Origin of the sequence: Peribacillus sp. FSL R5-0717 (assembly GCF_038002945.1) — a bacterium.
Classification (GTDB): Bacteria; Bacillota; Bacilli; order Bacillales; family DSM-1321; genus Peribacillus; species Peribacillus frigoritolerans.
Map to the genome: position 1 here is coordinate 3,902,273 of NZ_JBBOOF010000001.1, position 21,979 is coordinate 3,924,251.

Genomic DNA, 21,979 nt, shown 5'->3' on the forward strand with positions numbered 1-21,979 from the left:
GTACAATGCCTTCACTTAAAATGATGGTAGAACAATATAGAGAAGAATTACAACCCTTACCCTCCACTTCAGTATTATATGGTAAATATTCCCTTTGTTTTTAACGGATGATTTTAATACCTCAACAGTTTATTATATTGATAAAGGATGAAGTATTTAATCTACTACTATAATTTGGTAAGTCTTTAAAAGGGAAGTGATTGTTAAATGCTTTATATAAGCGATATCGGAAAGATAATTAATAACACATTAAATGAGCACAATTTGGATATTATTTATGAATTTGACAATAACCTAAGTGCACCTATGAGTTATAACGTATCGACCAATACTATAAAATTCAATTACCTTCAAGTTAACGGTTATAAAGGGAAAATTAGAATAAAAGAGACAGAGGAAGACTTTGTTAAAATTATTCTTTATCGTATGATTGGTTATTATTTAGATTTTAAGAAAAACAAACATGATTTAAGGATTTTAATGTATGGTCACGAAGAAGAAAAAGAAAAGCTGAAATCTGAAATAGAAACTAATGCTTGGGATTATGGGAGAACATTAATACCTGAACAACTATTGGAGTCATATGATAAAGTTCGTGAATTGGATAAAATGTTAATAAATTAATGTACTCTAAGAAAATGGAGACCCGACTTTAAACTAAAACAAGAAAAAGAAGCCTCCTTGGAGAATCTCTCTAGCTGAATTTTGAGTGAGAAATTAAACTGGTATCCAATAAGACAAGGCCCAAAGAAAGAGGAGTTGTCTTAGAAAGATTGATGAATAAACAAATAGAAAATCAAGTTCAAAGTTCGTGCTCGGTTTTTAAGAGATATCGATTGCTTGACAAAAGAAATACACTGGTCTGAACATACCTCTGAAGAGAGGTATTAATGAACACATATACTAGATAAAGAGGAAAGAGATTATTGGTCAAGCGGCTCCAGTGAACGATTGTGTAGATAAGTATTATGACCTGCTCATCAAACGTATGTTCATGGCAGTAATTTAGATACAGCAGACAAAATTTCGATGTTTTTATCCAGCCAAACTTGAAGCAATTTAATCGAGACCAATTTCTTGCTATATATGATGTTATTAACAGAACCGTCAATGTTATGGGCATAGATTTGGATGCTTAGTGCTATCATTGTAATTTCGGTTTTATTAATATTTCCTTTTGTATATTTGATTTTAGGAACTGAGATATTTGGTGTTTAAGTTTTTGATAATACTGATGATCTTAGTACTATAGGTGTAATAAAAGAGAGTACAAGATGGTATTATCCCCTTCAGGTAGACAGAGAAAAAAGAGAACATGATAAAATGTTCTTAACTGTCAATCTGGAGGGGGTTTTTTGTATGGCAAAAAAGGGGCAAACGTTTCAAGTGTATACAGAAGAATTAAAGAGAGAAGTGGTTCGTCTGAAAGTGGAGGAAGGTTGGTCATATCGCCAGATTCGTGAGCGTTTTGGTATTAAAAGTGATGCACAGATAGCGAGTTGGGTGAAGAAAGTGCAGAATAACGAGTCTTTTGAAGATCAACGTGGTGTATGGAACCGTAAGAATTTTTCTAGTGTCGAAGAGGAAAATGCCTATCTAAAAGCGCAGGTGGATTATTTAAAAAAGCGCAATCCAAATCTACATGGGAAGGAATGGTCCTGAAAGCCGAAAGGTTTCAAATAATCGATGGTTTGAGGAAAACGTACCCACTTTCGTGGCTATTAAAAATCGCTGAAGTTTCAAAGGCTGGATACTACAAATGGCGGAAGACACATTCTACTCGTTCTTTGCGACTTGAGAAAAATTTATGGATAAAAGAACATATTTTAGCCATCCATAAGCTACACCCCTACTACGGATATAAACGGATGACTGGAGCTTTGTTCAGAGAAGGAATCGTTGTAAACCACAAGCGTGTTCGTCGATTGATGAGAGAGTTGGGGGTCCAATCTGTCATTCGGAAGAAACGCCCTTTCTACGGTCGAAGAGGGTCAGTTGTATTTCATAATGTCTTAAATCGTGAATTCTACGCAGAGATGAGGTTTCATAAGTTAGTAACAGATATAACCTATGTACGGATTGGAGACACGTTTGTCTACCTTTCTGCCGTTTTAGATTTGTATAATAATGAATTTGTTGCATGGGAAGTTTCTACACGAAATGATCTTGAATTGGTTCATAATACGCTAAACCAGCTAAGGGACAAGCCGATTAGCAAGGGGGCTCTCCTGCACTCAGATCAAGGATTCCAATATACGACGAAATCATATGAAAATCAGGTGAAGGAACTCGGCATTCGAGGAAGCCACTCTCGTCGAGGCAATTGTCACGACAACGCGTGTATAGAAAGCTTCTTCTCACATTTAAAAACAGAAAAGTTATATTTAAAATGTCCAAAAACAGCAGAGCAAGCTTATCTAGCTATTCAAGAGTATATAGAGTTTTACAATACGGCTCGCTTTCAAGAGAAATTCAACGGCCTTTCCCCAATTGAATATCGAGAAAAGGCCGCAGCTTAAAAAATACTCTTTTTTTATTGTCTACTTGACAGGGTTATGTGCAAGAAGTAGTCTCTTTTATTTATACATAATTAACATTAATGTTTCACAAGCCTAAATAAATGGACAGTCAAAGGGGACATTCATAAATTGAGGTCCCCCTTTCATAATGTATTACGGTAATGAAGTTTTATATTGTTCCATTAAATCACCTGCATATAAGCTTGTTATCATTAAGAAAATGGCAAGCCCAATGTATAATGAGAACCAGATGACTTTTGTTTTGAGACTCGATGAGTAATAGGATTTCTCTTTATCCCTAATTTCAGTTTGTTCTTGCACTTCTTTAAAGAACTTTGCTGCTATTCGTTCATAGGTGCCTATATTTTCAAAATCGGTCGGTCCGTTCTGGTATTCATTCGTATTAGCAGCATCCATTAAGGATCTATAAATATTTAATTTTACCTCGGTCAGCTGTTTTTCTTTTAGCTTATTATCATCAAATAGAGGGATATGCCAACTCTTCATGTTGTTAAACTTTTCATATTGTTGACTTGATTCCATATTCCAAATATTAACCAGGCGAATTTTTTCTTCATCTGTTGCAGCTGCATATTGTTCTAGTTGCCTTAATCCAAATTGATTCAATTCAATGATGATGTCTCTTTGATTTCTGGTTGTCTCGCTACGAATTTCTTTCCACCACTTAGAAATACCCAATAATAAGAAAAGAATTAAGAATGGATTTGGATGGAGAAATAAATATACAACCATCCCGATAATCCCTACTACCCATAGCTTTGTGGAGATGACTCCCACTATACGTCCTCCATCAAGAGGATGCACAGGCATTAGATTAAATAGGTTAATCATGGCTCCAAGTGTAATAACTAAAAGCCAAAATGGATTTTCCGTCATCATAAATAAGGGGATGGCTGGTAGAAATGCTAATGTACCTAATAAAGGACCTCCGAAGGCAAGATAAGCTTCTTGGTTAGCATTCTTGGGTTCTTCCTTAAGGGCAATTAATGCTCCGACAAAAGGGATGAAAATGGCATTGGATGTTTTGATGCCTTTTCTCTTTGCAGCAAGTAAATGCCCCATTTCATGGATATAAATTAGATAGACTAGGGCTACGGCAAATTTCCAACCGTAAACCAAGGCATACGCTCCTAATGAAACGAAAATAGAAACCAGGGAACCTACTTTTGCTATTTTCAATAGCGCAAACAACCATTTCATTTTCCCCAGGAAAAATAACCCGATGGCCCCCAAACTTAACCATCCTTTTTTCAATATAGATTCTTTCAAAATGTACCTCCTAGAGTAAATGGGAAAACAGATGACCCCAGTGACACTATGTCTATCTGAGCTCCTCCTTGATTTATCATATTACTAATATCCTTATTATATCGTATCGGATAATACATTTCTTATCATATTAGTAATATTTTTCAAGAATATTAACTTTCAAGTATTGCATTTTTTTATAATTAAGATAGAGTTTTATCCTTAATATTTAGGGACCTCACAGGTCATCAACTAACAGAGGCTCAAATCCTTGGTATCACAGCATATCCAAATATCATTCCTGTGTGTTTTTATGCATTGCAAAAAGTTGCACAGAAACTGCATGTGAAGGTGAATCGTTCGTTGCATGACGCTAGCCACTTTGGTACACTATGCAGAAGTGCATTTCAGCTAGGATTGACTATCGAATGATAGATAAGATGCTGTCACCTTTACATAATTCATGGTCTTTGTAAGCGGTGGGGTGCTCCCGAACGAAATATGGTACAAAACCTTAACAATATAAAAGTTTTTCTAAGAAGACCATCTGTTCCCTCATACAGCAGGAGTTGTATGGGGGCTTGTATTTTATCAAGAATTTTTCTGTTTAGATGAAATAAGGAGGAAGCAATGAACAATTATAAATTGACCATTCAATATGATGGCGGGCGCTATAAAGGCTGGCAGCGACTTGGTAATAGTGATGATACGATCCAAGGGAAAATAGAAAATGTATTAACGGAAATGGCAGGGGAAAAAATCGAGATCATCGGATGCAGCAGAACGGATGCCGGTGTACACGCCCTTGCTCAAATCGCCAATTTTAAGATCGGTGAAAATCTGACTGAAGTTGAAATCATGGATTATTTGAATAGATATTTACCAAGAGATATCAGCATTGTAGAGGTTACGCTAGTCCCTGAACGTTTTCATGCACGTTATAATGCTAAGGATAAAACCTATTTGTATAAGATCTGGAACGAGCCATATACAAATCCTTTCATGCGAAAGTACAGTATGCATGTAGAGAAAAAGCTGGATATCATTAGAATGAAAAAAGGATGTCAATATTTTGTAGGTGAACATGATTTCACTGCTTTTTCAAATGCAAAATCCAAGAAAAAATCCATGGTACGTGAAATATATTCCATTGATATAGAAGAAGATGCCGGTTTCATCGAAATTACAGTACGAGGCGATGGATTTCTTTATAATATGGTTAGAAAGATTGTCGGGACGTTGATAGAAGTTGGAGTAGGGGAAATAGATGCTGAAAATATACCAAGTATTATAGAGTCAAAAGAAAGAATCCAAACGGGCCGTATGGCGGAGGCAGCTGGGTTATACTTGGTAAAGGTTGATTTTTAGACCGGATATTGATGCATGTGTTAATGAATGTAATGTGTACAGGCAGTAGAAAAAGGGAAGTAATAGGGAAGAATGGTAAAGCGGAAAGTACGAAAGAAGGAGAGATTTTCATGAGATTAGCAGGAAAGAAAATAATCAGTCTTGTGCACCATGATTTTGAAGATTTAGAACTCTGGTATCCGATTTTACGTTTAAAAGAAGAAGGGGCGATTGTTCATCTCGCCGGAGAAAAGGCGAATGAAACATACATTGGAAAATATGGTGTACCAGCCATATCTGATTATGAGTATGGCAGTATCAAGGCTGAAGAATATGATGCCATTCTTGTACCGGGCGGTTGGGCACCCGACAAAATTCGCCGGTTTCCTGAAGTGATATCACTTATCCAAAGCATGGAAGAAAATAAAAAACCCATTGGGCAAATTTGTCACGCTGGTTGGGTGTTGATATCCGCGAAAATTTTACAAGGGAAGAATGTAACGAGTACACCTGGCATTAAAGATGATATGGAAAACGCAGGGGCAACTTGGATAGATGAGCCCGTCGTCGTAGATGGAAATCTTGTGTCAAGCAGGCGTCCGCCTGATCTGCCGGATTATTTAAGGGAATTGATAAACGTGATTGAAAAGGGTTAAATCCATAGTACGGTGAAAAAGTGTTTTTTCCTTCTGGAAAAAATACTTTTTTTATCCATACCCAAAATTATTTTAATAGTGATTATGATAAAGATCATTCCCTTGATTGATCCTTAATCAAATCAATATATAAATTTCCTTTTGTCCCTACGACAGCATACGAGATATCAAAAACAACAAGGTTCCTTTTTTTGAGTTCAGCCATCAACCATCCTTCATTGTAGGTGTGTGTGGTTAGGTTATCATATAAGATTTTTCCGTCATAGACCAGTTCAATTGGTACAGAACCTGCTGGGGGCAGTATTGGTAAATCCTGCCTGGTGGCATTTTGGTATTGTTCTTTTTTTAATACAGAGAGTGAACCATTTATCTCTAAAATCGCACATTCAACTTCATCTATGTTGAAGATATCTTTTCCCCGCAAAGCCTGTTTAAGAGAATCCAGTGAATACCCCATCCGTTCCATTGACTCTTCAAGAATTCTTCCTTTTTGAATTAAAGTGGCAGGTTCTCCGGCAATCCATTTCCCGAAACGCGGATTTCGAACCGCTAGAAGATTGAGCATGAAAACGACGGTACCCATAATAATTATGGAAATGATGAAATACAGGAATTTAATTTTAATATTGAATGCTAGATTTCCTGCAATTGTCCCCATCGTAATGGAAGCGATATAAAGGTGATAGGTCTTCTGGGCAATTGTCTGTTTACCGAGAAGTTGGACAAATATCCATAATAAAATAAAAGAGGTAAAGGTTCGAAAGATGATTTCAACAGATTCCGACATGACGATTTCTCCCTTACAAAACTCCCGACAGTTCGTTTGAGATAGTATGTTCTTACACCTTGCCCTTTATTCTGTAAAGGAAACAGACAAGAAACCGTCTTTGATTTGGGAACCCCACTTGAATTAATAGATTTAAACGATTGGTGCGATACATAAAAAAATGAATTATGAAACAACATTCAATAAACCAGGCATTCATATTTGTTGAAATATCATGAAGCAAGCCGCTCAATACTTGCTTCTTTTTTATTTGATGAATCCATGGATATGTTTACTTAGTATCGATTAAGAAATTTCTACGAATAATAGTATCAAAATACATTTGCACGGGGGTATGTTTTGAGAAATATTCAGGAAATTTTCATTGACGATTTAAAAAGCATTTATAAAAATTTCTTTGTTTGTATCGTAGTCGTCTTTCTCATGTTCATCCCTTCCATTTATGCGTGGTTTAATATTGTTGCATCATGGGACCCGTATGCAAACACGGAAGGAATTCTTGTCGGTGTTGCCAATAATGATAAAGGTGCGGAGTTAAATGGCAAAGCCGTGAACATAGGCAAGGAAGTAATGGAAGGGTTAAAGGAGAATAAGGATCTGGGCTGGAGGTTCACATCGGAAAAAGAAGCGATAGAAAAGGTGGAAAAGGGTGATTATTATGCATCCATCATCATTCCGGAGAACTTTTCCGAACATATTGCGACGATCATGACCGATGACCCTAAGAAGGCGGGGATTGATTACTATGTTAATGAAAAAATCAATTCCATTGCTCCTAAAATTACGGCAGCGGGTGCCAACAGCATTGTGGACAATGTGAGCAAAACCTTTATCAAATCAGCCAGTGGGAGTATCCTTGCAATCTTTAATGAACTGGGAATCACCTTGCAAAACGAGTTGCCGACGATTCAAAAAATGAAGAATATGGTTTATTTATTAGAGGCTGAACTGCCTGAGCTTGAACAAAATATCAAAACCGTTCAAACACATGTCAAAAAGGCTGAAGATATCATTAAGAGGGTCAATGATGGCCTGAATTCGATAGAAGGAATAACATCACAGAAGGACAAATTGGTATCGGACGTTTCTAGTTATGTAGATTCAACAAGGCAGGCATTCGAAGGAATCAATCCCCTCTTGAAAAATGATATCGAGAACATAAGGAGCGATAATGAATCCATTTTAGTGCTGGCTAACCGGTTAACGGGTCAGGATTTACCTGACAATGAGTCGGATCAGCTAGTGGAACAAGGTGTAACGAGGATAAATAAAGAGTTGTACCTTTTGGACAGTATGTATAATTTATTGGTGAGAGTCAATCAATTTAATGAGAAAAACGTGCTTCAGCCAGAAATACAGCTGGTTGATGAACTTAGGGATAATGCTTCGAACCAACTTCAAGCGCTGAATGACCGAGCATACGGCAATCTTATCGAACTTGGCAGGAACAACGATCAAGTCTTGGCAAGCTTCCAGGAGAGCTATTCAAAGGAAACGGGGCCAAAATTCAATGAAATCTGGAATGAAACAGAAGCAATATTGAATAATGTCCAGCTTACGATGGAGGAGGGAACCAAGGTTCTTCCTGAGGTGAGGACGCTGTTGAATGAGACCAATCGAACATTGGAAACACGTACAGCGGATATTGATAAGTTACAGAATAAGTTTCCGGAAATCGAAACGAAAATAAAGGCTCTGGCTTCTAAAATGAGGGAAATTGATAAGTCTTATAATATGGAAGAAGTGATCGATTTCCTAAGGAATGATATTGAACAAGAAAGTGAATTTTTTTCAGAACCAGTTCTGCTCAATAAACACAGTCTCTTTCCGATTCCGAACTATGGATCCGCCATGTCTCCTTTCTTTACGGCACTTTCCCTTTGGGTCGGCGGTACAATATTGATTTCCATGCTTAGCGTGGGTGTTTCTCAAAAGGTCTACAGCCCGTATCAAATTTATATCGGGCGGTATCTAATATTTTTCATCATTGGGGTGATGCAGGCCCTTAGTGTTTCCATTGGGAATATCGTCCTTATCGGTGTTTATGTAGCGGATAAATTTGAGTACATCCTGTTTTCCGTTCTGATAAGTACGGTATTTACACTCATTGTTTACACCTTCGTTTCCGTTCTTGGAAATATTGGAAAAGGGATAAGCGTCGTCTTGATGGTCCTTCAAATATCAAGTTCAGGAGGCACCTTCCCCATTCAAGTCACACCGCCCTTTTTTCAGCATATTAACCCTTTCTTGCCATTCACCTATGCTGTGGGTTTGCTTCGTGAATCTGTTGGGGGAATAACCTGGAGTGTAGCTGGCAAGGACATTTTTATCTTGATTCTCTTTTTAATAATCACGTTCATCTTAGGTGTCATTTTGAAAAAGCCTCTGCATGCAAGGACACAAAAGATGAAGGATAAATTGTATGGAAGCAGGATTTTTTAAGGTAATCGAAAGAGTGCTGGTGACCGCGGTTAACTGAAGTTGAAAATTATGGATATATTCAGCCTGAACCCTTAAAAGGGGCTCGGGTTTTTTTATTTGCTTATGGTATTTATAGATATGTATTTTTATGTAGGTTTGGAATATTCATCAATACATTGACAGTTGAATAGAAAAATACCAATAAATTAGAATTTTTGCATTTTTATAGTTGACAAAAACCATTGGATTAATCATTATTAAGAAATAATGTTTAGTAAATCGATGCGATATAAAAGTGGGGTGACTTTATGTATTTAACAATAGACGGCATTGAAAAAAGTTTTAAGAATGAAAAGAAAGAAAGCATAAAGGTGCTCGATAAGATAAACATAGAGGTCGAGAAAGGAAGCTTCGTTTCGATCGTCGGCCCTTCAGGATGTGGTAAATCCACGCTCCTTTATCTGATTGCCGGCCTTGATAAAGCAGATCTGGGTGAAATACGTGTAGCTGGGAAAAAAGTGGTGAAGCCAGGTCCGGAACGGGTTGTCGTGTTTCAGGAGGCGGGGTTATTTCCTTGGCTGACAGTACTTGAAAATGTTACATACGGATTGAAGATAAAGAAAATGCCCAAAGAAGAGGCAAAAGCCAAGGCATTGGACATTTTAAAGATGGTTCACCTCAGCCGATATGTTGACTCCTATCCTCATCAACTCTCAGGAGGAATGAAACAGAGGGTAGCCATCGCAAGAGCGTTGGTGATGGAACCGGATATCCTGTTGATGGATGAGCCATTCTCCGCACTTGATGAGCAAACGAGGATGGTTTTGCATAAAGAGCTGCTCGAAATCTGGAGAAAAACTAAAGTGACGATCTTTTTCGTTACCCATAATATTCGCGAGGCCGTTCAGCTTTCCGAAAAAATTATCGTCTTTGCTACCCGTCCCGGGAAAATCAAAGAGACGATTTCCGTTCCTTCCATGAAAGATGGAGTTATGCCGGATAGTGTAACTTTGCATACAGAACAAAGGGTTCTATCGATTTTGCAGGAGGAAATTGAAAAAGTGCTGAAGGAGGAAATGGGGAATGATTACAGCTTTAAGACGAATCATATTCATCGCGATGATAGCGGGGATATGGGAAGTCACATCTAGACTTTCCAGTCTTCCGGATTTCATGTTCCCAAGCCTGACTCAGGTTTTGGAAACTCTGTTTAAGGGACTGATGAGCGGACAAATAACCGAAGCCATCGGAAAAAGCCTTGGCCGTATCCTGATCGGTTTTATGATTGCCATTATAATAGGTCTGATATTAGGATATTTCATTTGGCGCTTTAAATTGGTAGAAGACACTTTAGGATTCGTCGTGACGGCTTTACAGTCCATTCCGAGTATCGTGTGGTTCCCTTTAGCGATCATTTGGTTCGGATTGAATGATTTTTCGATCCTTTTCATCGTCACCATCGGAGCAACTTGGACGATGACGGTTAATGCAACAAGTGGCTTCCGGAATGTACCCCAGTTGTATCAGCGGGTTGCCAAAACATATGGATCGACCGGATTTCATTTTCTTCGTACGGTGATTTTACCAGCATCCGTCCCGCAAATAATATCCGGTCTCCGAATTGCATGGGCCTTTTCCTGGCGTGCATTGATGGCAGGTGAATTACTTGGCGGGGGAGGCGGTCTTGGCCAATTGCTGGAAATGGGCAGATCACTTGGACAAATGGATTTGGTCATCTCCGTGATGATCATCATCGCAATCATCGGAACGATCGTGGATAATGTTGTCTTCTCCCGTCTTGAACGGAATGTTCAACTGAAATGGGGAGTGAAGTAACGGTAGTTTAATAAAATAATAGTTATAAAGGAGAGAAAAATATGCTGAAAAAATCATTCTTTGCCCTTATTCTGTCTGTTTTGTTAATCGGAATAGTAAGCGGATGCACTCAATCCAGCAGTAATGATGAAGAAGGGAAAGGGTCCGGGGGGAAATCCGTGAAAATTGGTTATTTTCCTAACCTAACCCACAGTGCAACGATCATTGCACTTGAAAAAGGCTTTTTCGAAGAAGAGTTCGGTAAAGATGTCAAGATTGAAACCAAAACAGTGGCCAATGGAGGATTATTCATGGAAGCAATGGCCACAAACGCCATTGATGTCGGAACGGTCGGGCCTGGTCCATTGCTTAACTTTTACGTGAAAAACCCTGAATACCACCTGATCTCCGGGGCTGTTAATGGAGGTGCCGTACTTGTGGCTAGCGAAGGCAGCAAGGTTACGGATTTAAAAGATTTGGCCGGTAAAAAGGTAGCGATTCCCGTCATTGGAAGCACACAGGATGTCATGCTTAGGAAGGCCCTTCAAGATGTAGATTTAAAACCGACTACAAATGGGGGCACAGTTGAACTGTATGCGGCAGCACCTGCTGACACAACCGCCCTTTTTGTTCAAAAGTCTGTCGATGCAGCAGCGACCCAGGAACCATGGGGGTATGTATTGGAAAACCAGGCAAAAGGAAAGCTGGTGCTTGACTGGGATCAATTTGCATGGGGAAAAGATTCACCTAACACGGTAGTGGCTGCAAGCCAGAAGTTCTTGGATAAAAAGGGGCTCGCTGCTTCCTATTTGAAAGCGCATGAAAAAGCGGTGAAGTTCATACAGGAAAACCCTGAAGAAAGCCAAGAACTGGTTATTAAGCATTTGAAGGAACTGACTGGAAAAGAATTAAGCAAAGAAGAAGTGGCTTCAGCATTTTCACGCCTTGAAGTGACAACTGAAGTTAATGAGCAAGTCATTCAAGAAATGGCCGACATAAGCAAGGAAGCCGGTTATATCCCTAGCAGTGATATAAAAGGCATGATCGATTTATCAATTCTTGAAGAAGTGTCCAAATAACAAGCATGCGCCTCAGCCATCCTGGCTTTGGCGCTTTTTTTAAAAGGCCGGATTTATCCATTTTAATTAAGCGGGGAAATAATCCTGATATAAACACCTCAGGTCATGAACTCTCTGTTATGGACAGACTTGATCCAATGCTTGGATAACATGATCAACCTCCTCCCAGGAATGGATGGTAGCGCCTGAAGCCAGTGAATGTCCTCCACCATTGAATTGACGTGCGACTGATGCGATGGGAATATTCCGTGAACGAATCCTGACACGGATTTCAGAAGGGTATTCAATGAAGAAAGCCCAGATTTTATTGTCCCTGACACTTGATAGCGTATTGACTAAATTCGAAGCTTCGAGTCGATCCACCCCATACATATTTAAAAGCTCGTCCGTAATAATGAAGTAAGCTACCCCTTTATCGGTTACCTTGAAGCTCATGAGAATGTCTTTTTGAAGTCGGGAAGCGTTTTTCGGCTTAACATTAAGGCTGTTATGGATTCTTTCTGGCTGAATATTATAGGTTCTTAAGTGCGAAACCATTTTTAATGTCCTGGGAGTTGTATTCCCATTCGTGAAATTCCCTGTATCACTAAGTATTCCTGCATAAAAAGATTTAGCCGCTTCTTTATTCATGATGAAGCCTTCTGGAAATTCCAAGAATAAATCAACAAGCATTTCACTTGCAGAGCTATAAGAAGGGTCGACCCAAGAAATGTCCCCGAATTGTTCGTATTCGGGGTGGTGGTCAATTTTGATCAGCATGTCTCCATGATCATATCGGGAATCACTGATCCGTGAAATGTTGGCAGTATCACAAACAATCATTAAGGCACCTTTGTATTTGTTATCTGAAATGACATCCATATCACCTATGAATAGAAGCTTATCCACTTCCTCGCCTACCGCATAGACTTCTTTAGAAGGGCAGGAGTTCTTCAATAGCTTCTTTAAACCGAGTTGTGATCCCAATGCATCCGGGTCCGGATTTACATGACGATGAATGATAATTGTGTGGTATTTCTTGATCGCTTCAATTATTTCCATTTTTTTATTGTCCATAGCGCCACCCCCTTTTTAAGCTTTCCTTCTGCCGTGCGACAATTGATAATATGTAAAATTCATATATTGACAGTTATAACTATTCAATCATCACATGCCAAACGAGTAAAGGCAATTCCGATTACTTTGGATGGGGGGGAGTCCTGAGGCATACTGAAAGTATACGGAACAGATGTAATATAACACTCAAACAAAATTATTGCAAAATTCAAAAAATACAACTATACTTAATTTACCAAACCGATGACAACAAGTTACCTTGTTGCATGGCCGGCTTGACATAAAAAACTGGAATCCATAAAAATTGACTTGGTTCACTTGATCTTCCTTTGCAGGAAGACAGTTCGTGGATAAGGGTCAGTGAAACATTCAATGTAATGACATTGTTGGTTTTACTGGCTCTTTTTTGTGTATCCATGACAGTTTGAAAGGGGTGATGATATGAATGGAGCTTTGGAGGGAGTCAGGATTATCGATGTATCCCGTGTTTTGGCGGGGCCGTTTTGTTCAATGATTCTCGGCGATTTGGGTGCCGATGTCATTAAAATCGAGCATCATGAATCAGGGGATGAAACGAGAGGGTGGGGGCCGCCATTCGCCGAAGGGGAAAGCGCTTACTATTTATGTGCAAATCGAAATAAGCAAAGCATGACCTTGAATTTAAAATCTGAGGAAGGAAAAGAGATTTTCCGGAAGTTGGTGGCTTCAGGGGATATAGTGATTCAAAATTTCAAGACAGGCACATTGGGAAAACTGGGGTTGGGTTATGAGGATTTAAAGGAAATCAACCCCAAACTGATCATGGCCTCGATTACAGGATTTGGTTTAACCGGTCCTTATAAAGATTTGCCAGGCTATGATTATATCATTCAAGCGATGAGTGGTTTGATGAGCATCACCGGAGAGAAAAATGGGAGCCCCGTGAAGGTCGGAGTGGCCATAGCTGACATATTGACTGGCCTGTATACATGCATTGGCATTTTATCCGCTTTACATCATAGGGATAAATTGGGGGAAGGACAGGAAATTGATATTTCATTGATGGATTGTCAGGTTTCTTCATTGGTGAATGTCGCCAGCAACTATTTATTCAGTGGCTTGACCCCTGAAAGAATGGGGAACCAACATCCAAATATCGTTCCATACCAGACGTTCGGGACAAGGGATGGAGAGCTTGTCGTGGCTGTGGGAAATGATGATCAGTTCAGGAGATTTTCAACCGTTATAGGCAGACCTGATTTAGCGGAACAGGAACAGTTTAAACATAATGAAAAACGTTTGCAAAACAAGGAAGAATTAATACCGATAATAGAGGATTCGTTGAGAGGTAAGACAAAGAAGGAATGGAAAAGGCTGTTTGATGATGCAGGGATACCGAATGGTCCGATTAATGATATAGCAGAGATGTTCGAGGATCCGCAAATCATCGCAAGAGGCATGTTGGTGAGCATGGAACATCCCACAATCGAAGATCTTAAAGTGACGGGATCTCCCCTGAACCTTTCAAAAACACCGGTTACCATGAGAAAGCATCCGCCACTCTATGGCGAGCATACCGATTCCATTTTGGCTGAAATAGGATATAGTCCAGATCAAATAAGCAAATTCAAGGAAAATAAAATTATTTAGGAGGAATTTTAATGATGAATTTCGAATTAACAGAAGAGCAGCAAAGTGTGAAGAAAGTGGTAAGGAAATTTGTGGATAAGGAAATTATTCCGTATATTCAAGAGTGGGATAGGCAAGGTCAATTCCAGCCGCATATTTTAAAAAGGTTAGCTGAATTGCAGTTGATGGGCGTGTGTATACCCGAAGAGTATGGCGGGGTCGGAATGGATTATAATACCCTAGCCATCGTTTGTGAAGAGCTGGAGCGAGGAGATACGGCTTACCGAACTGCAGTTTCTGTACATACAGGGTTGAATAGCATGACCCTGCTTCAATGGGGGACGGAAGAACAAAAACAGAAATATTTAGTACCCCAGGCAAAAGGAATCAAGATTGGTGCTTTTGGGCTGACTGAACCGAATGCAGGGTCTGATGTAGCGGCAATGAAATCAACGGCAAAACGTGTTGGGGACCATTATATCTTAAACGGGTCAAAAACATGGATTTCGCTCTGTGATTATGCAGATCATTTCCTCATTTTCGCCAAGACGGATCATGATGCCGGTTCAAGGGGAATCACTGCCTTTATCGTGGAACGGACTTTCGAGGGAGTGGAGTCGAAAGCCATTAAAGGGAAATTAGGAATTCGTGCAGGGAATACAGGCGAGATCTTTTTAACGGATGTAAAAGTTCCGGTGGAGAATAGGCTTGGTGAAGAAGGTGAGGGCTTTAAAATTTCCATGTCGGCATTGGACAGCGGCCGGTTTACAGTGGCCGCAGGTGCTGTAGGGTTAATAGAAGCAAGCCTGGAAGCAAGCTTGAAGTATTGCCATGAACGAAGCACATTCGGAAAAGAGATTGGCAGGCATCAGCTCGTTCAACAGATGATTGCCAAGATGACAGCAAATTTAGAGATTTCCAGATTGCTGGTCTTTAAAGCGGGCACCTTGAAAAATCAAGGAAAAAGGAATACGAAGGAAACATCACTTGCCAAGTGGATATCATGTAATGCTGCTAATGAAGCGGCCAATGATGCTGTTCAAATTCATGGTGCCTATGGCTACTCGGATGAATATCCCGTAGAACGTTTTCTGCGGAATTCAAAAGCTCCGGTCATTTACGAAGGAACCCGTGAGATTCATACTGTAATGCAGGGTGAATACGCACTTGGCTATAGACAAGATAAAGAGCTTCGCAAGCAATTGCCGGCATGGCCCTTCGAGCAAGTTTCCGTACATTAACTATAGATAGAGGAGATCAGATCAGATGATGAACACATACTTTATTGCAGGGCATGCAAAACTTCCTCAAGGGATGGCAGCGAGAAATATATATGATTCAATCACGATCACGGTGGAGCTTGACATTAAATATGGAGTAATAGTCGAGGCTTCCTGTACGCTTGCTACAGAGCATGGCAGGGAATTCATCCGTCAACTGCTGCGCGGTTATTGCCTGAAAGATGGTATCGAAGAATTGATTGATCGTGTGCAAATTCATTATCGTGGGAAGGCTGGTCAAGCCATTCAAGCAGGGCTGAAGGATGTGTATGCACAGTTCGAATTGGTCTCCGTTAAATAAGTGAAACCAAAAAGGGTCCTACCGTATAGTAAGAGGATAGGATCCTTTTTTATAGGTTCAGGTACATGGCAAATAAGTCCACTGTCATTATAAATGGCAGTGTTTTTATTGTTAAAGGAACGGGACATTTGAATGGATATAACGATCGTGATAATTTTAAAAACACAAAACTCGCCCCTATAGGACGAGTTTTGTGTTTTTTTATAGAATTTGGACTTTAAAGTAAAGCTTAATATCCAGTAAAAAAATATTAGTTGTACATTAAAACGGTACCATGAGACTAGAAGCACCTTTTCCGTTTATTGCGAAAGTTATTGCCGCAAAGCCAACTGCAGTGGTTGGACGAACACCGGTTTCTGTTGGAGCGCCGTTGTCTGCTGCATATGGAACACCGGTTTCTGCTGGTGCGCCTTTGTGTGCTGCAAGTGGACCTCCTCCTGCTGGTGCGCCTTTGTGTGCTGCAAGTGGACCTCCTCCTGCTGGTGCGCCTTTGTGTGCTGCAAGTGGACCTCCTCCTGCTAGTGCGCCTTTGTGTGCTGCATGTAGATCTCCGTTTCCAGCAAGAGCGCCTTTGCGTGCCGGAAGTGGACCGATTCCTGCTCGTGCAACGTTTAGTGCTTCTGCGGGAAGTTCGCCTGTTATTGTTGTTTTTACGTGAAGAACGGCCTTTTGAACATGGGTCATTATGCATGAAATCGCTTAACCCGAAGGAATTAGCTCTATCCACCGCATTTTGTATATCACGATTGATGTCAGACATATTTATATATCCCCCTTTCTATACGTTAAACTATGCGCTTGTACGTAATATGCCAGAGATAATAGCACATTTTTATTAAATATTTGTTTTTGGTGACACCCCTCGCTTTTTTTCCATAATTTAATAGGAAAGTGAAAGGGAAGGGTTAGGTTATATGAATGCTGACAAGAAGCTGCCTGTGTATCAGCTTTTTATTCCACCAGTTAATTTAATGGAGCTTCGCAGAGATATATGGTGCAATGATCCTTTACCTGCAAAGTTAACGATCAACAAAAAAAAACTTGATATTGATATTGCTTACCGTGGCTCACATATCCGAAGTTTTCGGAAAAAATCCTATAATGTAGTCTTTTATAAACCTAATACTTTTAAGAATGCCAAGGAAGTTCATTTAAATGCCGAATATAAAGATAAATCTTTATTAAGAAATAAATTATCTTTAGATTTTTTTGCAGATATAGGGACTTTATCACCGAAAGCCCAGTTCGTTTTCCTAAATCTAAACGGAAAGGAAGAGGGAATATATCTGGAATTGGAATCAGTGGATGAATATTATTTGAAGAAAAGGGGGCTCCCCAATGGGTCCATTTTCTATGCAGTGGATGGTGATGCCAATTTCTCATTGATGAGCGATTTGGATAAAGGAATCAAAAAATCATTGGAGATGGGCTATCAAAAAAAATGCGGGACAGAAAAGGAGGAATTATATTTACAAGAGCTGATCCTCCAAATCAATACAATTTCAAGAGTGGATTTTGAAAAGGAAATCGTAAAATATGTCGATGTGGAAAAGTACCTGCGCTGGCTGGCCGGTGTCATACTCACGCAAAACTATGATGGGTTCGTTCATAACTATGCTTTGTATCGAAATGGAGATACGGGTCTATTTGAAATGATTCCATGGGATTATGATGCGACATGGGGCAGGGATGTTAACGGGAAAGTGATGGAAGAGGATTATGTGGGAATCGGGGGGTTCAATACATTGACTGCTAGAATCCTTGATGTAAGGGGATTTCGTGTCAGGTACCAAGAACTTCTTAAGGAGATTTTGAACAATCATTATACCGTGGCCTATATGAAACCTATCATTCAGGAAATGCATGATCAATTAAGACCTTATGTATCAAAAGACCCATATATCAAGGGGAATATTGAGAAATTTGATGATGAGCCCGAATTCATCCTGAAATTCATTGAGGCCCGTGCGAAGTATATAAATAGCCACCTGTATAAATTGGATTAATAATTCCTTTCGTTTAGAGATGGAACAATGAAAAATATAGTGGCAGGAATGCTGAATAAAAAGCATTCCTGCTTTTTTCTGCACGATTCCATTTGCTTTTCTATACTATTACAGCTATGTTTGATAGAAAGGTATAATCTAAAGTAATGAAGGATGGGAATGGATTGACTAATCATAGCCGCAAACCGGCATATATATATACATTTACATGCACCCCTGACGAACGCTCATTATCTAAAATGGAGATGCGTTCTTTCTTTGGCTTTGAGACTTCAGGGGATATTTTGAAAAGTGATATAGCCATTGAACCGAGCAGGAGCCCTTTTATAAAAGGGCGGGTCGACATCATGTTTGAAGGGGAAAGCATATCCGAAATCGCTGAGCAAGTAAAAGGTATTCATTTGCCTGACTCGACATTCAAAGTATTATTCGTGAAAATTAATGATTTGAATAAAGATGCAAAGATAGATTATGATGGACAGCGTGAAATTGAACGTCAGATTGGCTGGCACATTCAGGGAAATGCCGATGTGCGTAATCCAGATCAGGTCTTTGGAATCGTGACGCTTGGCGGTCGTTGGTATTTTGGGAAGTATGTCAAACCTGAAGCGGTTTGGTTAAAACATATGAAGAAGCCCCGTGAATATTCAACTGCGCTTAGCACGAGAGTGGCGAGGGCCATTGCCAACATTGCCGTTCCACATCCGGATGGGGTGAAGGCAATTGATCCATGCTGCGGAATTGGAACGGTATTGGTGGAAGCCCTTTCGATGGGGATCAATATTGATGGTAGGGATATCAACCCGCTTGTTACCGACGGTTCAAGGGAGAACATTGCCTATTTCGGACTCGAAGGTGAGGTAACTACAGGTCCGATTTCGGAGGTCACCAGTAAATATGATGTAGCGATTATCGATATGCCTTATAATCTATATACACATGCGACGCCGGAGGATCAGCTATCAATCCTTAAACATGCAAGAAGCTTTGCTGATAAGGTCGTTGTCGTAACGATCGATACGATGGATCATATGATTGAAGAAGCTGGATTTGAGATTGCTGATCGATGTGTTGCCAGGAAAGGCATTTTTTCCAGAGAGATTGTCGTGTGCGTGTAAGTATCTTCAGCAAGAAAAGGCTGAAGTTTCAGTGTCAATTAGACAAATAAAAAGGGCTTTGCTGCCATCTGGCTTCGATATTCAACCGATGCCAGATGGCGGACAAGTCCCCTTTACAATTAAGTTTCAAAATTGACTAGATTCCGGGTGTAGATGAACTTTCAGGAATTTTTTCATAGTCTGATGGATTAAGATTATGAACCGATCCATCTGTTACGCCATTGATAATACCCATTAGCCCCGTTTCAACCGTTTTTACGAGCTGGCCATTCTTTTTTTGCCCAAAGTTTTGTGTTTGACCACTAACTTCAAATAGAACCGTCCCACTTCCGTTTAAAGCAAACGTCCCTAAAGCAGTTCCTGGCAGGTCAATAGATTGATCATATAATGAAATATTTGTAAAAACTGAATTCCCTTTTGCTTGAAGTGCATTATACGCAGTAAGTGTTAACTGACGAGAGAAATCATATTTGAAATCATCTGCATACTCTGCATATTTAGCACCTTCTGGAGTGCTTGGGTTAGGAACGAATTTACCTGATATTGACATAGTTGCACGCTCAGCAGTTCCTTCGAGATATGGGAATCCTTGATGATGAAGATCGATAAAAACATCCACTTTCCCGAATTTCGATTTTAACCCTTTATATGTGTCACGTAGCGTTTGCGCTTCGGGGGTAATAAACCAGCCTGGCTTTTCAGATGCCCCCGGGAAGTCTTGAGGTTTTGGTACATAATTTAGGTCTGGATTGAAGTCACGATTAACATCAAATCCTGGTTTGCTAGCATAGTCGTCTCCTGATCTGGGAGTAGTGTAATAGTTCCAAGTAGGTTTTGCATTAGAAAGTTGGGGGAATTTACCTACAACTTCAGACCATTTCATCTCATTTCCACGACGATCAAGCTCTGAGCCGTCTACGTTCATCATTGGAATGGCAACAATTGTTAGTTCATCAAGAACTTTCTTTACCTCAGGCGAGTTACTTTGACCAAGGTTTTTAAGAATGTTCAATAACGCGACAGTTCCTGTTTTTTCATTTCCATGAATTTCACTTTGAATAAGAACGACTTTGTCACCATGACCGACAGTCACTTTTTGAATGGAACGGCCCTGATTCGTTTTTCCGGCCACTTCTACATTGACTATCCCTGCACTCGCTTGCTCAAGTTGATTTAATTCTTTTACAAGTTCGTCATAATTTAGGAATGCTTCGGTAGAAAGGTTCGTTCGCCTGTCGGATTTGGTCCTCTTTCAGCTAAGCTGACATTTGGGCCAAGTAATGTTGCGGCTACTACTGTTGAACTTAAAACCTTTAAAAATTTTCTTTTCACAGCAAATCCCCTATTCTGAAAATATTTAATATTCAGATAATAAATTCCTCACTTTCTAATCGATTTCCTGTTAGATTCATTAAAACACCCAAAAAGTCCTATGTATTTCAGATTCAATTATTTTGTACATTTTTCCATGAAAAAGTCCCTGCTAAGTGGGGACTTTTTCAATTCAGCCTTTTTTGATGTCATTTAGCTCGATAATGAACTACATTTTCAACGAGTTGTTTCGTGACCTTCCCCTGATATTCCAAATAATCCAAATGGCCGATGATTTCTGACATGACGAGCGGGAATTCTGCTATATACTTTTGTTTGTAAAACTCCTTTGCCAGTTCATTGCCTGTAGAAATTCCGGATTCTATCAAGGCCAGGATCTTTTGTGATTTCCTCTCTATGCTGTTGAGTCTTTTTTCAATCAGATGACCGGGTTGTTCAATCACGTTACCATGACCAGGAAATAGGAGATTCACCTGTAATGCTGAACATCGTTTTAATGAATCGATATGATCTACAAGAGTCAGCATTCTATTACCGTTTTCATCAGGTTCGATCAAGGCATTGCTTGAGATATGTTCAATCAATAAATCACCGGCAAGAAGCCGTTTCCCTTCTCGGTCAAGGAAAGCAATTTGATCCGGGGCATGCCCGGGAAATTCGACCACTTCAAAATTCAGCCAGTGTTTTTCCGTGATTGCGATGATGTCACCATTCAGTTTTTGATCTTTATTATTATCGACCGCGTTGAATAGGTAAGCCACTTGTTTATCTCCAAGTTCACCACAGCCCATCTCAAGGTATAGCTGTTTATAAAATCCAATTCTCATACTTAAGAAATCAGGGTCCCTTTTTAAACGGGGAATGGATTTAGAATGGGCATAAACGGGAATCGGATGGAGTTCGGTAATCCGGTTGACCAAACCAACATGGTCTCCATGGTGATGGGTTAACAAAATTTCCGTTATGTCCCCAACTGTAAATCCATTTTCGTTTAATGTTTGCTGCAGTGCTTTCCAGCAAACGTCATCATTCATACCTGCATCGACTAATGTTAAAGATTCATCCTGTTTAACTAAATAAAAGTTTATACTTTTTAAAGATAAAGCGCTTGGAGCTATAATTGGATAAATTTTAAATGTTGTATTCGTTTTCATGAACGTCCCATATCCTCCTAAATCGAGATAAACTTTATCTGGAAAATTGCGATATTAGTAATGACCGAATAGATGTAAATGGTTATTATTCTATGATTGGTTGAATGAATTGAAACTGTCAAGCGGAAGCTTCCAGGCAATCAAGAAATTTAATAGTAAGATTGATTGGAAATGGATGGTCTATTTATCTAGTTTATTTTAAAATTGAATAAACAAGCTAGTCATTTAGCC

The 21,979-nt window shown here is 39.5% G+C and carries 19 protein-coding genes and 2 pseudogenes; 13 read left to right on the forward strand and 8 right to left on the reverse strand.

Going from position 1 to position 21,979, the window contains the following annotated elements; genetic code table 11:
- Positions 1 to 207: 207 nt before the first annotated feature.
- Positions 208 to 624, forward strand: a complete 417-nt coding sequence (locus tag NYE65_RS18855) for a hypothetical protein (RefSeq protein ID WP_063577040.1) — start codon at positions 208 to 210, stop codon at positions 622 to 624.
- A 735-nt stretch (positions 625 to 1,359) separates the two neighbouring features.
- Positions 1,360 to 2,519 (forward strand): IS3 family transposase gene (locus tag NYE65_RS18860; protein ID WP_445670424.1). Its coding sequence is split into 2 segments (ribosomal slippage): positions 1,360 to 1,618 and positions 1,618 to 2,519, totalling 1,161 coding nucleotides; the frame shifts between segments, so codons are not numbered across the junction.
- A 153-nt stretch (positions 2,520 to 2,672) separates the two neighbouring features.
- Here NYE65_RS18860 and NYE65_RS27280 read toward each other — a convergent pair.
- The gene (locus NYE65_RS27280) at positions 2,673 to 3,146 is read right to left on the reverse strand and encodes a hypothetical protein (protein ID WP_445670425.1); all 474 of its coding nucleotides are present in this window, start codon (positions 3,144 to 3,146) and stop codon (positions 2,673 to 2,675) included.
- Positions 3,146 to 3,797: pseudogene (locus tag NYE65_RS27285) on the reverse strand (site-2 protease family protein); the annotation flags it as partial. The gene NYE65_RS27280 and the pseudogene NYE65_RS27285, both read right to left, overlap by 1 nt.
- A 621-nt stretch (positions 3,798 to 4,418) precedes the next feature.
- Between NYE65_RS27285 and truA the strand changes: the two are divergent.
- Together truA and NYE65_RS18875 are read left to right on the forward strand one after the other, a co-directional pair.
- Positions 4,419 to 5,156, forward strand: a complete 738-nt coding sequence (truA, locus tag NYE65_RS18870; RefSeq protein ID WP_340861450.1) for a tRNA pseudouridine(38-40) synthase TruA — start codon at positions 4,419 to 4,421, stop codon at positions 5,154 to 5,156.
- 110 nt (positions 5,157 to 5,266) lie between these two features.
- A complete protein-coding gene (locus tag NYE65_RS18875) occupies positions 5,267 to 5,791 on the forward strand; it encodes a type 1 glutamine amidotransferase domain-containing protein (protein ID WP_063596564.1) in 525 nt (174 codons plus the stop codon).
- A 94-nt stretch (positions 5,792 to 5,885) separates the two neighbouring features.
- Here the strand turns inward: NYE65_RS18875 and NYE65_RS18880 are convergent, their stop codons facing one another.
- Entirely contained in the window at positions 5,886 to 6,578 is a 693-nt protein-coding gene (locus NYE65_RS18880) for a DUF421 domain-containing protein (protein WP_340861451.1), read from the reverse strand.
- A 339-nt stretch (positions 6,579 to 6,917) separates the two neighbouring features.
- Here NYE65_RS18880 and NYE65_RS18885 point away from each other — a divergent pair, with 339 nt between their 5' ends.
- The 4 genes from NYE65_RS18885 to NYE65_RS18900 all read left to right on the forward strand — a co-directional run bounded on the left by NYE65_RS18885 (position 6,918) and on the right by NYE65_RS18900 (position 11,893).
- Positions 6,918 to 9,020 (forward strand): YhgE/Pip domain-containing protein, encoded by a 2,103-nt coding sequence (locus NYE65_RS18885; RefSeq protein ID WP_340861452.1) that lies wholly within the window; start codon positions 6,918 to 6,920, stop codon positions 9,018 to 9,020.
- Between the two features lie 287 nt (positions 9,021 to 9,307).
- Positions 9,308 to 10,150, forward strand: a complete 843-nt coding sequence (locus NYE65_RS18890; RefSeq protein ID WP_340861453.1) for an ABC transporter ATP-binding protein — start codon at positions 9,308 to 9,310, stop codon at positions 10,148 to 10,150.
- Positions 10,083 to 10,835, forward strand: coding sequence for an ABC transporter permease (locus tag NYE65_RS18895; RefSeq protein WP_340861454.1), 753 nt, complete (start codon positions 10,083 to 10,085; stop codon positions 10,833 to 10,835). Before NYE65_RS18890 ends, NYE65_RS18895 begins: the two co-directional genes overlap by 68 nt.
- A 41-nt stretch (positions 10,836 to 10,876) precedes the next feature.
- Positions 10,877 to 11,893: an aliphatic sulfonate ABC transporter substrate-binding protein gene (locus NYE65_RS18900; protein ID WP_268590575.1), complete on the forward strand. Its 1,017-nt coding sequence runs from the start codon at positions 10,877 to 10,879 to the stop codon at positions 11,891 to 11,893.
- 117 nt (positions 11,894 to 12,010) lie between these two features.
- Here the strand turns inward: NYE65_RS18900 and NYE65_RS18905 are convergent, their stop codons facing one another.
- On the reverse strand, positions 12,011 to 12,949 hold the full coding sequence (locus tag NYE65_RS18905) for a DHH family phosphoesterase (RefSeq protein WP_340861455.1): 939 nt from the start codon (positions 12,947 to 12,949) through the stop codon (positions 12,011 to 12,013).
- A 441-nt stretch (positions 12,950 to 13,390) separates the two neighbouring features.
- On the opposite strand from NYE65_RS18905, the gene NYE65_RS18910 reads away from it, so the two are divergent.
- The 3 genes from NYE65_RS18910 to NYE65_RS18920 are packed head-to-tail and all read left to right on the forward strand — an operon-like array spanning position 13,391 to position 16,138.
- Positions 13,391 to 14,578, forward strand: a complete 1,188-nt coding sequence (locus NYE65_RS18910; protein WP_278088984.1) for a CaiB/BaiF CoA transferase family protein — start codon at positions 13,391 to 13,393, stop codon at positions 14,576 to 14,578.
- A gap of 14 nt (positions 14,579 to 14,592) precedes the next feature.
- Positions 14,593 to 15,798, forward strand: a complete 1,206-nt coding sequence (locus NYE65_RS18915; RefSeq protein WP_054400504.1) for an acyl-CoA dehydrogenase family protein — start codon at positions 14,593 to 14,595, stop codon at positions 15,796 to 15,798.
- A 28-nt stretch (positions 15,799 to 15,826) separates the two neighbouring features.
- A complete protein-coding gene (locus NYE65_RS18920; protein WP_328178423.1) occupies positions 15,827 to 16,138 on the forward strand; it encodes a DUF3870 domain-containing protein in 312 nt (103 codons plus the stop codon).
- A 261-nt stretch (positions 16,139 to 16,399) separates the two neighbouring features.
- On the opposite strand, the gene NYE65_RS18925 is transcribed toward NYE65_RS18920, so the two are convergent.
- The gene (locus NYE65_RS18925) at positions 16,400 to 16,822 is read right to left on the reverse strand and encodes a hypothetical protein (protein ID WP_340861456.1); all 423 of its coding nucleotides are present in this window, start codon (positions 16,820 to 16,822) and stop codon (positions 16,400 to 16,402) included.
- A gap of 22 nt (positions 16,823 to 16,844) precedes the next feature.
- A pseudogene (locus NYE65_RS27290) lies at positions 16,845 to 16,898 on the reverse strand (hypothetical protein); the annotation flags it as partial.
- Between the two features lie 154 nt (positions 16,899 to 17,052).
- On the opposite strand from NYE65_RS27290, the gene NYE65_RS18930 reads away from it, so the two are divergent.
- A complete protein-coding gene (locus NYE65_RS18930; RefSeq protein ID WP_328178386.1) occupies positions 17,053 to 18,144 on the forward strand; it encodes a CotH kinase family protein in 1,092 nt (363 codons plus the stop codon).
- A 146-nt stretch (positions 18,145 to 18,290) separates the two neighbouring features.
- Positions 18,291 to 19,262: a TRM11 family SAM-dependent methyltransferase gene (locus tag NYE65_RS18935; protein WP_412762751.1), complete on the forward strand. Its 972-nt coding sequence runs from the start codon at positions 18,291 to 18,293 to the stop codon at positions 19,260 to 19,262.
- Positions 19,263 to 19,398: 136 nt separating this feature from the next.
- Here NYE65_RS18935 and NYE65_RS18940 read toward each other — a convergent pair whose 3' ends face one another.
- Together NYE65_RS18940 and NYE65_RS18945 are read right to left on the reverse strand one after the other, a co-directional pair.
- Complete coding sequence (locus NYE65_RS18940) at positions 19,399 to 20,394, reverse strand: M14 family zinc carboxypeptidase (RefSeq protein WP_445670426.1); 996 nt, start codon at positions 20,392 to 20,394, stop codon at positions 19,399 to 19,401.
- 388 nt (positions 20,395 to 20,782) lie between these two features.
- Entirely contained in the window at positions 20,783 to 21,748 is a 966-nt protein-coding gene (locus NYE65_RS18945) for an MBL fold metallo-hydrolase (RefSeq protein WP_340861457.1), read from the reverse strand.
- Between the last annotated feature and the right edge of the window lie 231 nt (positions 21,749 to 21,979).

Excerpts from the sequence above, each read along its gene's own strand:
- NYE65_RS18945 (WP_340861457.1), bottom strand. The coding sequence starts at position 21,748 with ATGAAAACGAATACAACATTTAAAATTTATCCAATTATAGCTCCAAGC.
- truA (WP_340861450.1), top strand. The coding sequence starts at position 4,419 with ATGAACAATTATAAATTGACCATTCAATATGATGGCGGGCGCTATAAA.
- NYE65_RS18905 (WP_340861455.1), bottom strand. The coding sequence starts at position 12,949 with ATGGACAATAAAAAAATGGAAATAATTGAAGCGATCAAGAAATACCAC.
- NYE65_RS18890 (WP_340861453.1), top strand. The coding sequence starts at position 9,308 with ATGTATTTAACAATAGACGGCATTGAAAAAAGTTTTAAGAATGAAAAG.
- NYE65_RS18910 (WP_278088984.1), top strand. The coding sequence starts at position 13,391 with ATGAATGGAGCTTTGGAGGGAGTCAGGATTATCGATGTATCCCGTGTT.
- NYE65_RS18895 (WP_340861454.1), top strand. The coding sequence starts at position 10,083 with ATGATTACAGCTTTAAGACGAATCATATTCATCGCGATGATAGCGGGG.
- NYE65_RS18880 (WP_340861451.1), bottom strand. The coding sequence starts at position 6,578 with ATGTCGGAATCTGTTGAAATCATCTTTCGAACCTTTACCTCTTTTATT.
- NYE65_RS18915 (WP_054400504.1), top strand. The coding sequence starts at position 14,593 with ATGAATTTCGAATTAACAGAAGAGCAGCAAAGTGTGAAGAAAGTGGTA.
- NYE65_RS18935 (WP_412762751.1), top strand. The coding sequence starts at position 18,291 with ATGAAGGATGGGAATGGATTGACTAATCATAGCCGCAAACCGGCATAT.
- NYE65_RS18900 (WP_268590575.1), top strand. The coding sequence starts at position 10,877 with ATGCTGAAAAAATCATTCTTTGCCCTTATTCTGTCTGTTTTGTTAATC.
- NYE65_RS18920 (WP_328178423.1), top strand. The coding sequence starts at position 15,827 with ATGAACACATACTTTATTGCAGGGCATGCAAAACTTCCTCAAGGGATG.
- NYE65_RS18930 (WP_328178386.1), top strand. The coding sequence starts at position 17,053 with ATGAATGCTGACAAGAAGCTGCCTGTGTATCAGCTTTTTATTCCACCA.
- NYE65_RS18925 (WP_340861456.1), bottom strand. The coding sequence starts at position 16,822 with ATGACCCATGTTCAAAAGGCCGTTCTTCACGTAAAAACAACAATAACA.
- NYE65_RS18855 (WP_063577040.1), top strand. The coding sequence starts at position 208 with ATGCTTTATATAAGCGATATCGGAAAGATAATTAATAACACATTAAAT.
- NYE65_RS18875 (WP_063596564.1), top strand. The coding sequence starts at position 5,267 with ATGAGATTAGCAGGAAAGAAAATAATCAGTCTTGTGCACCATGATTTT.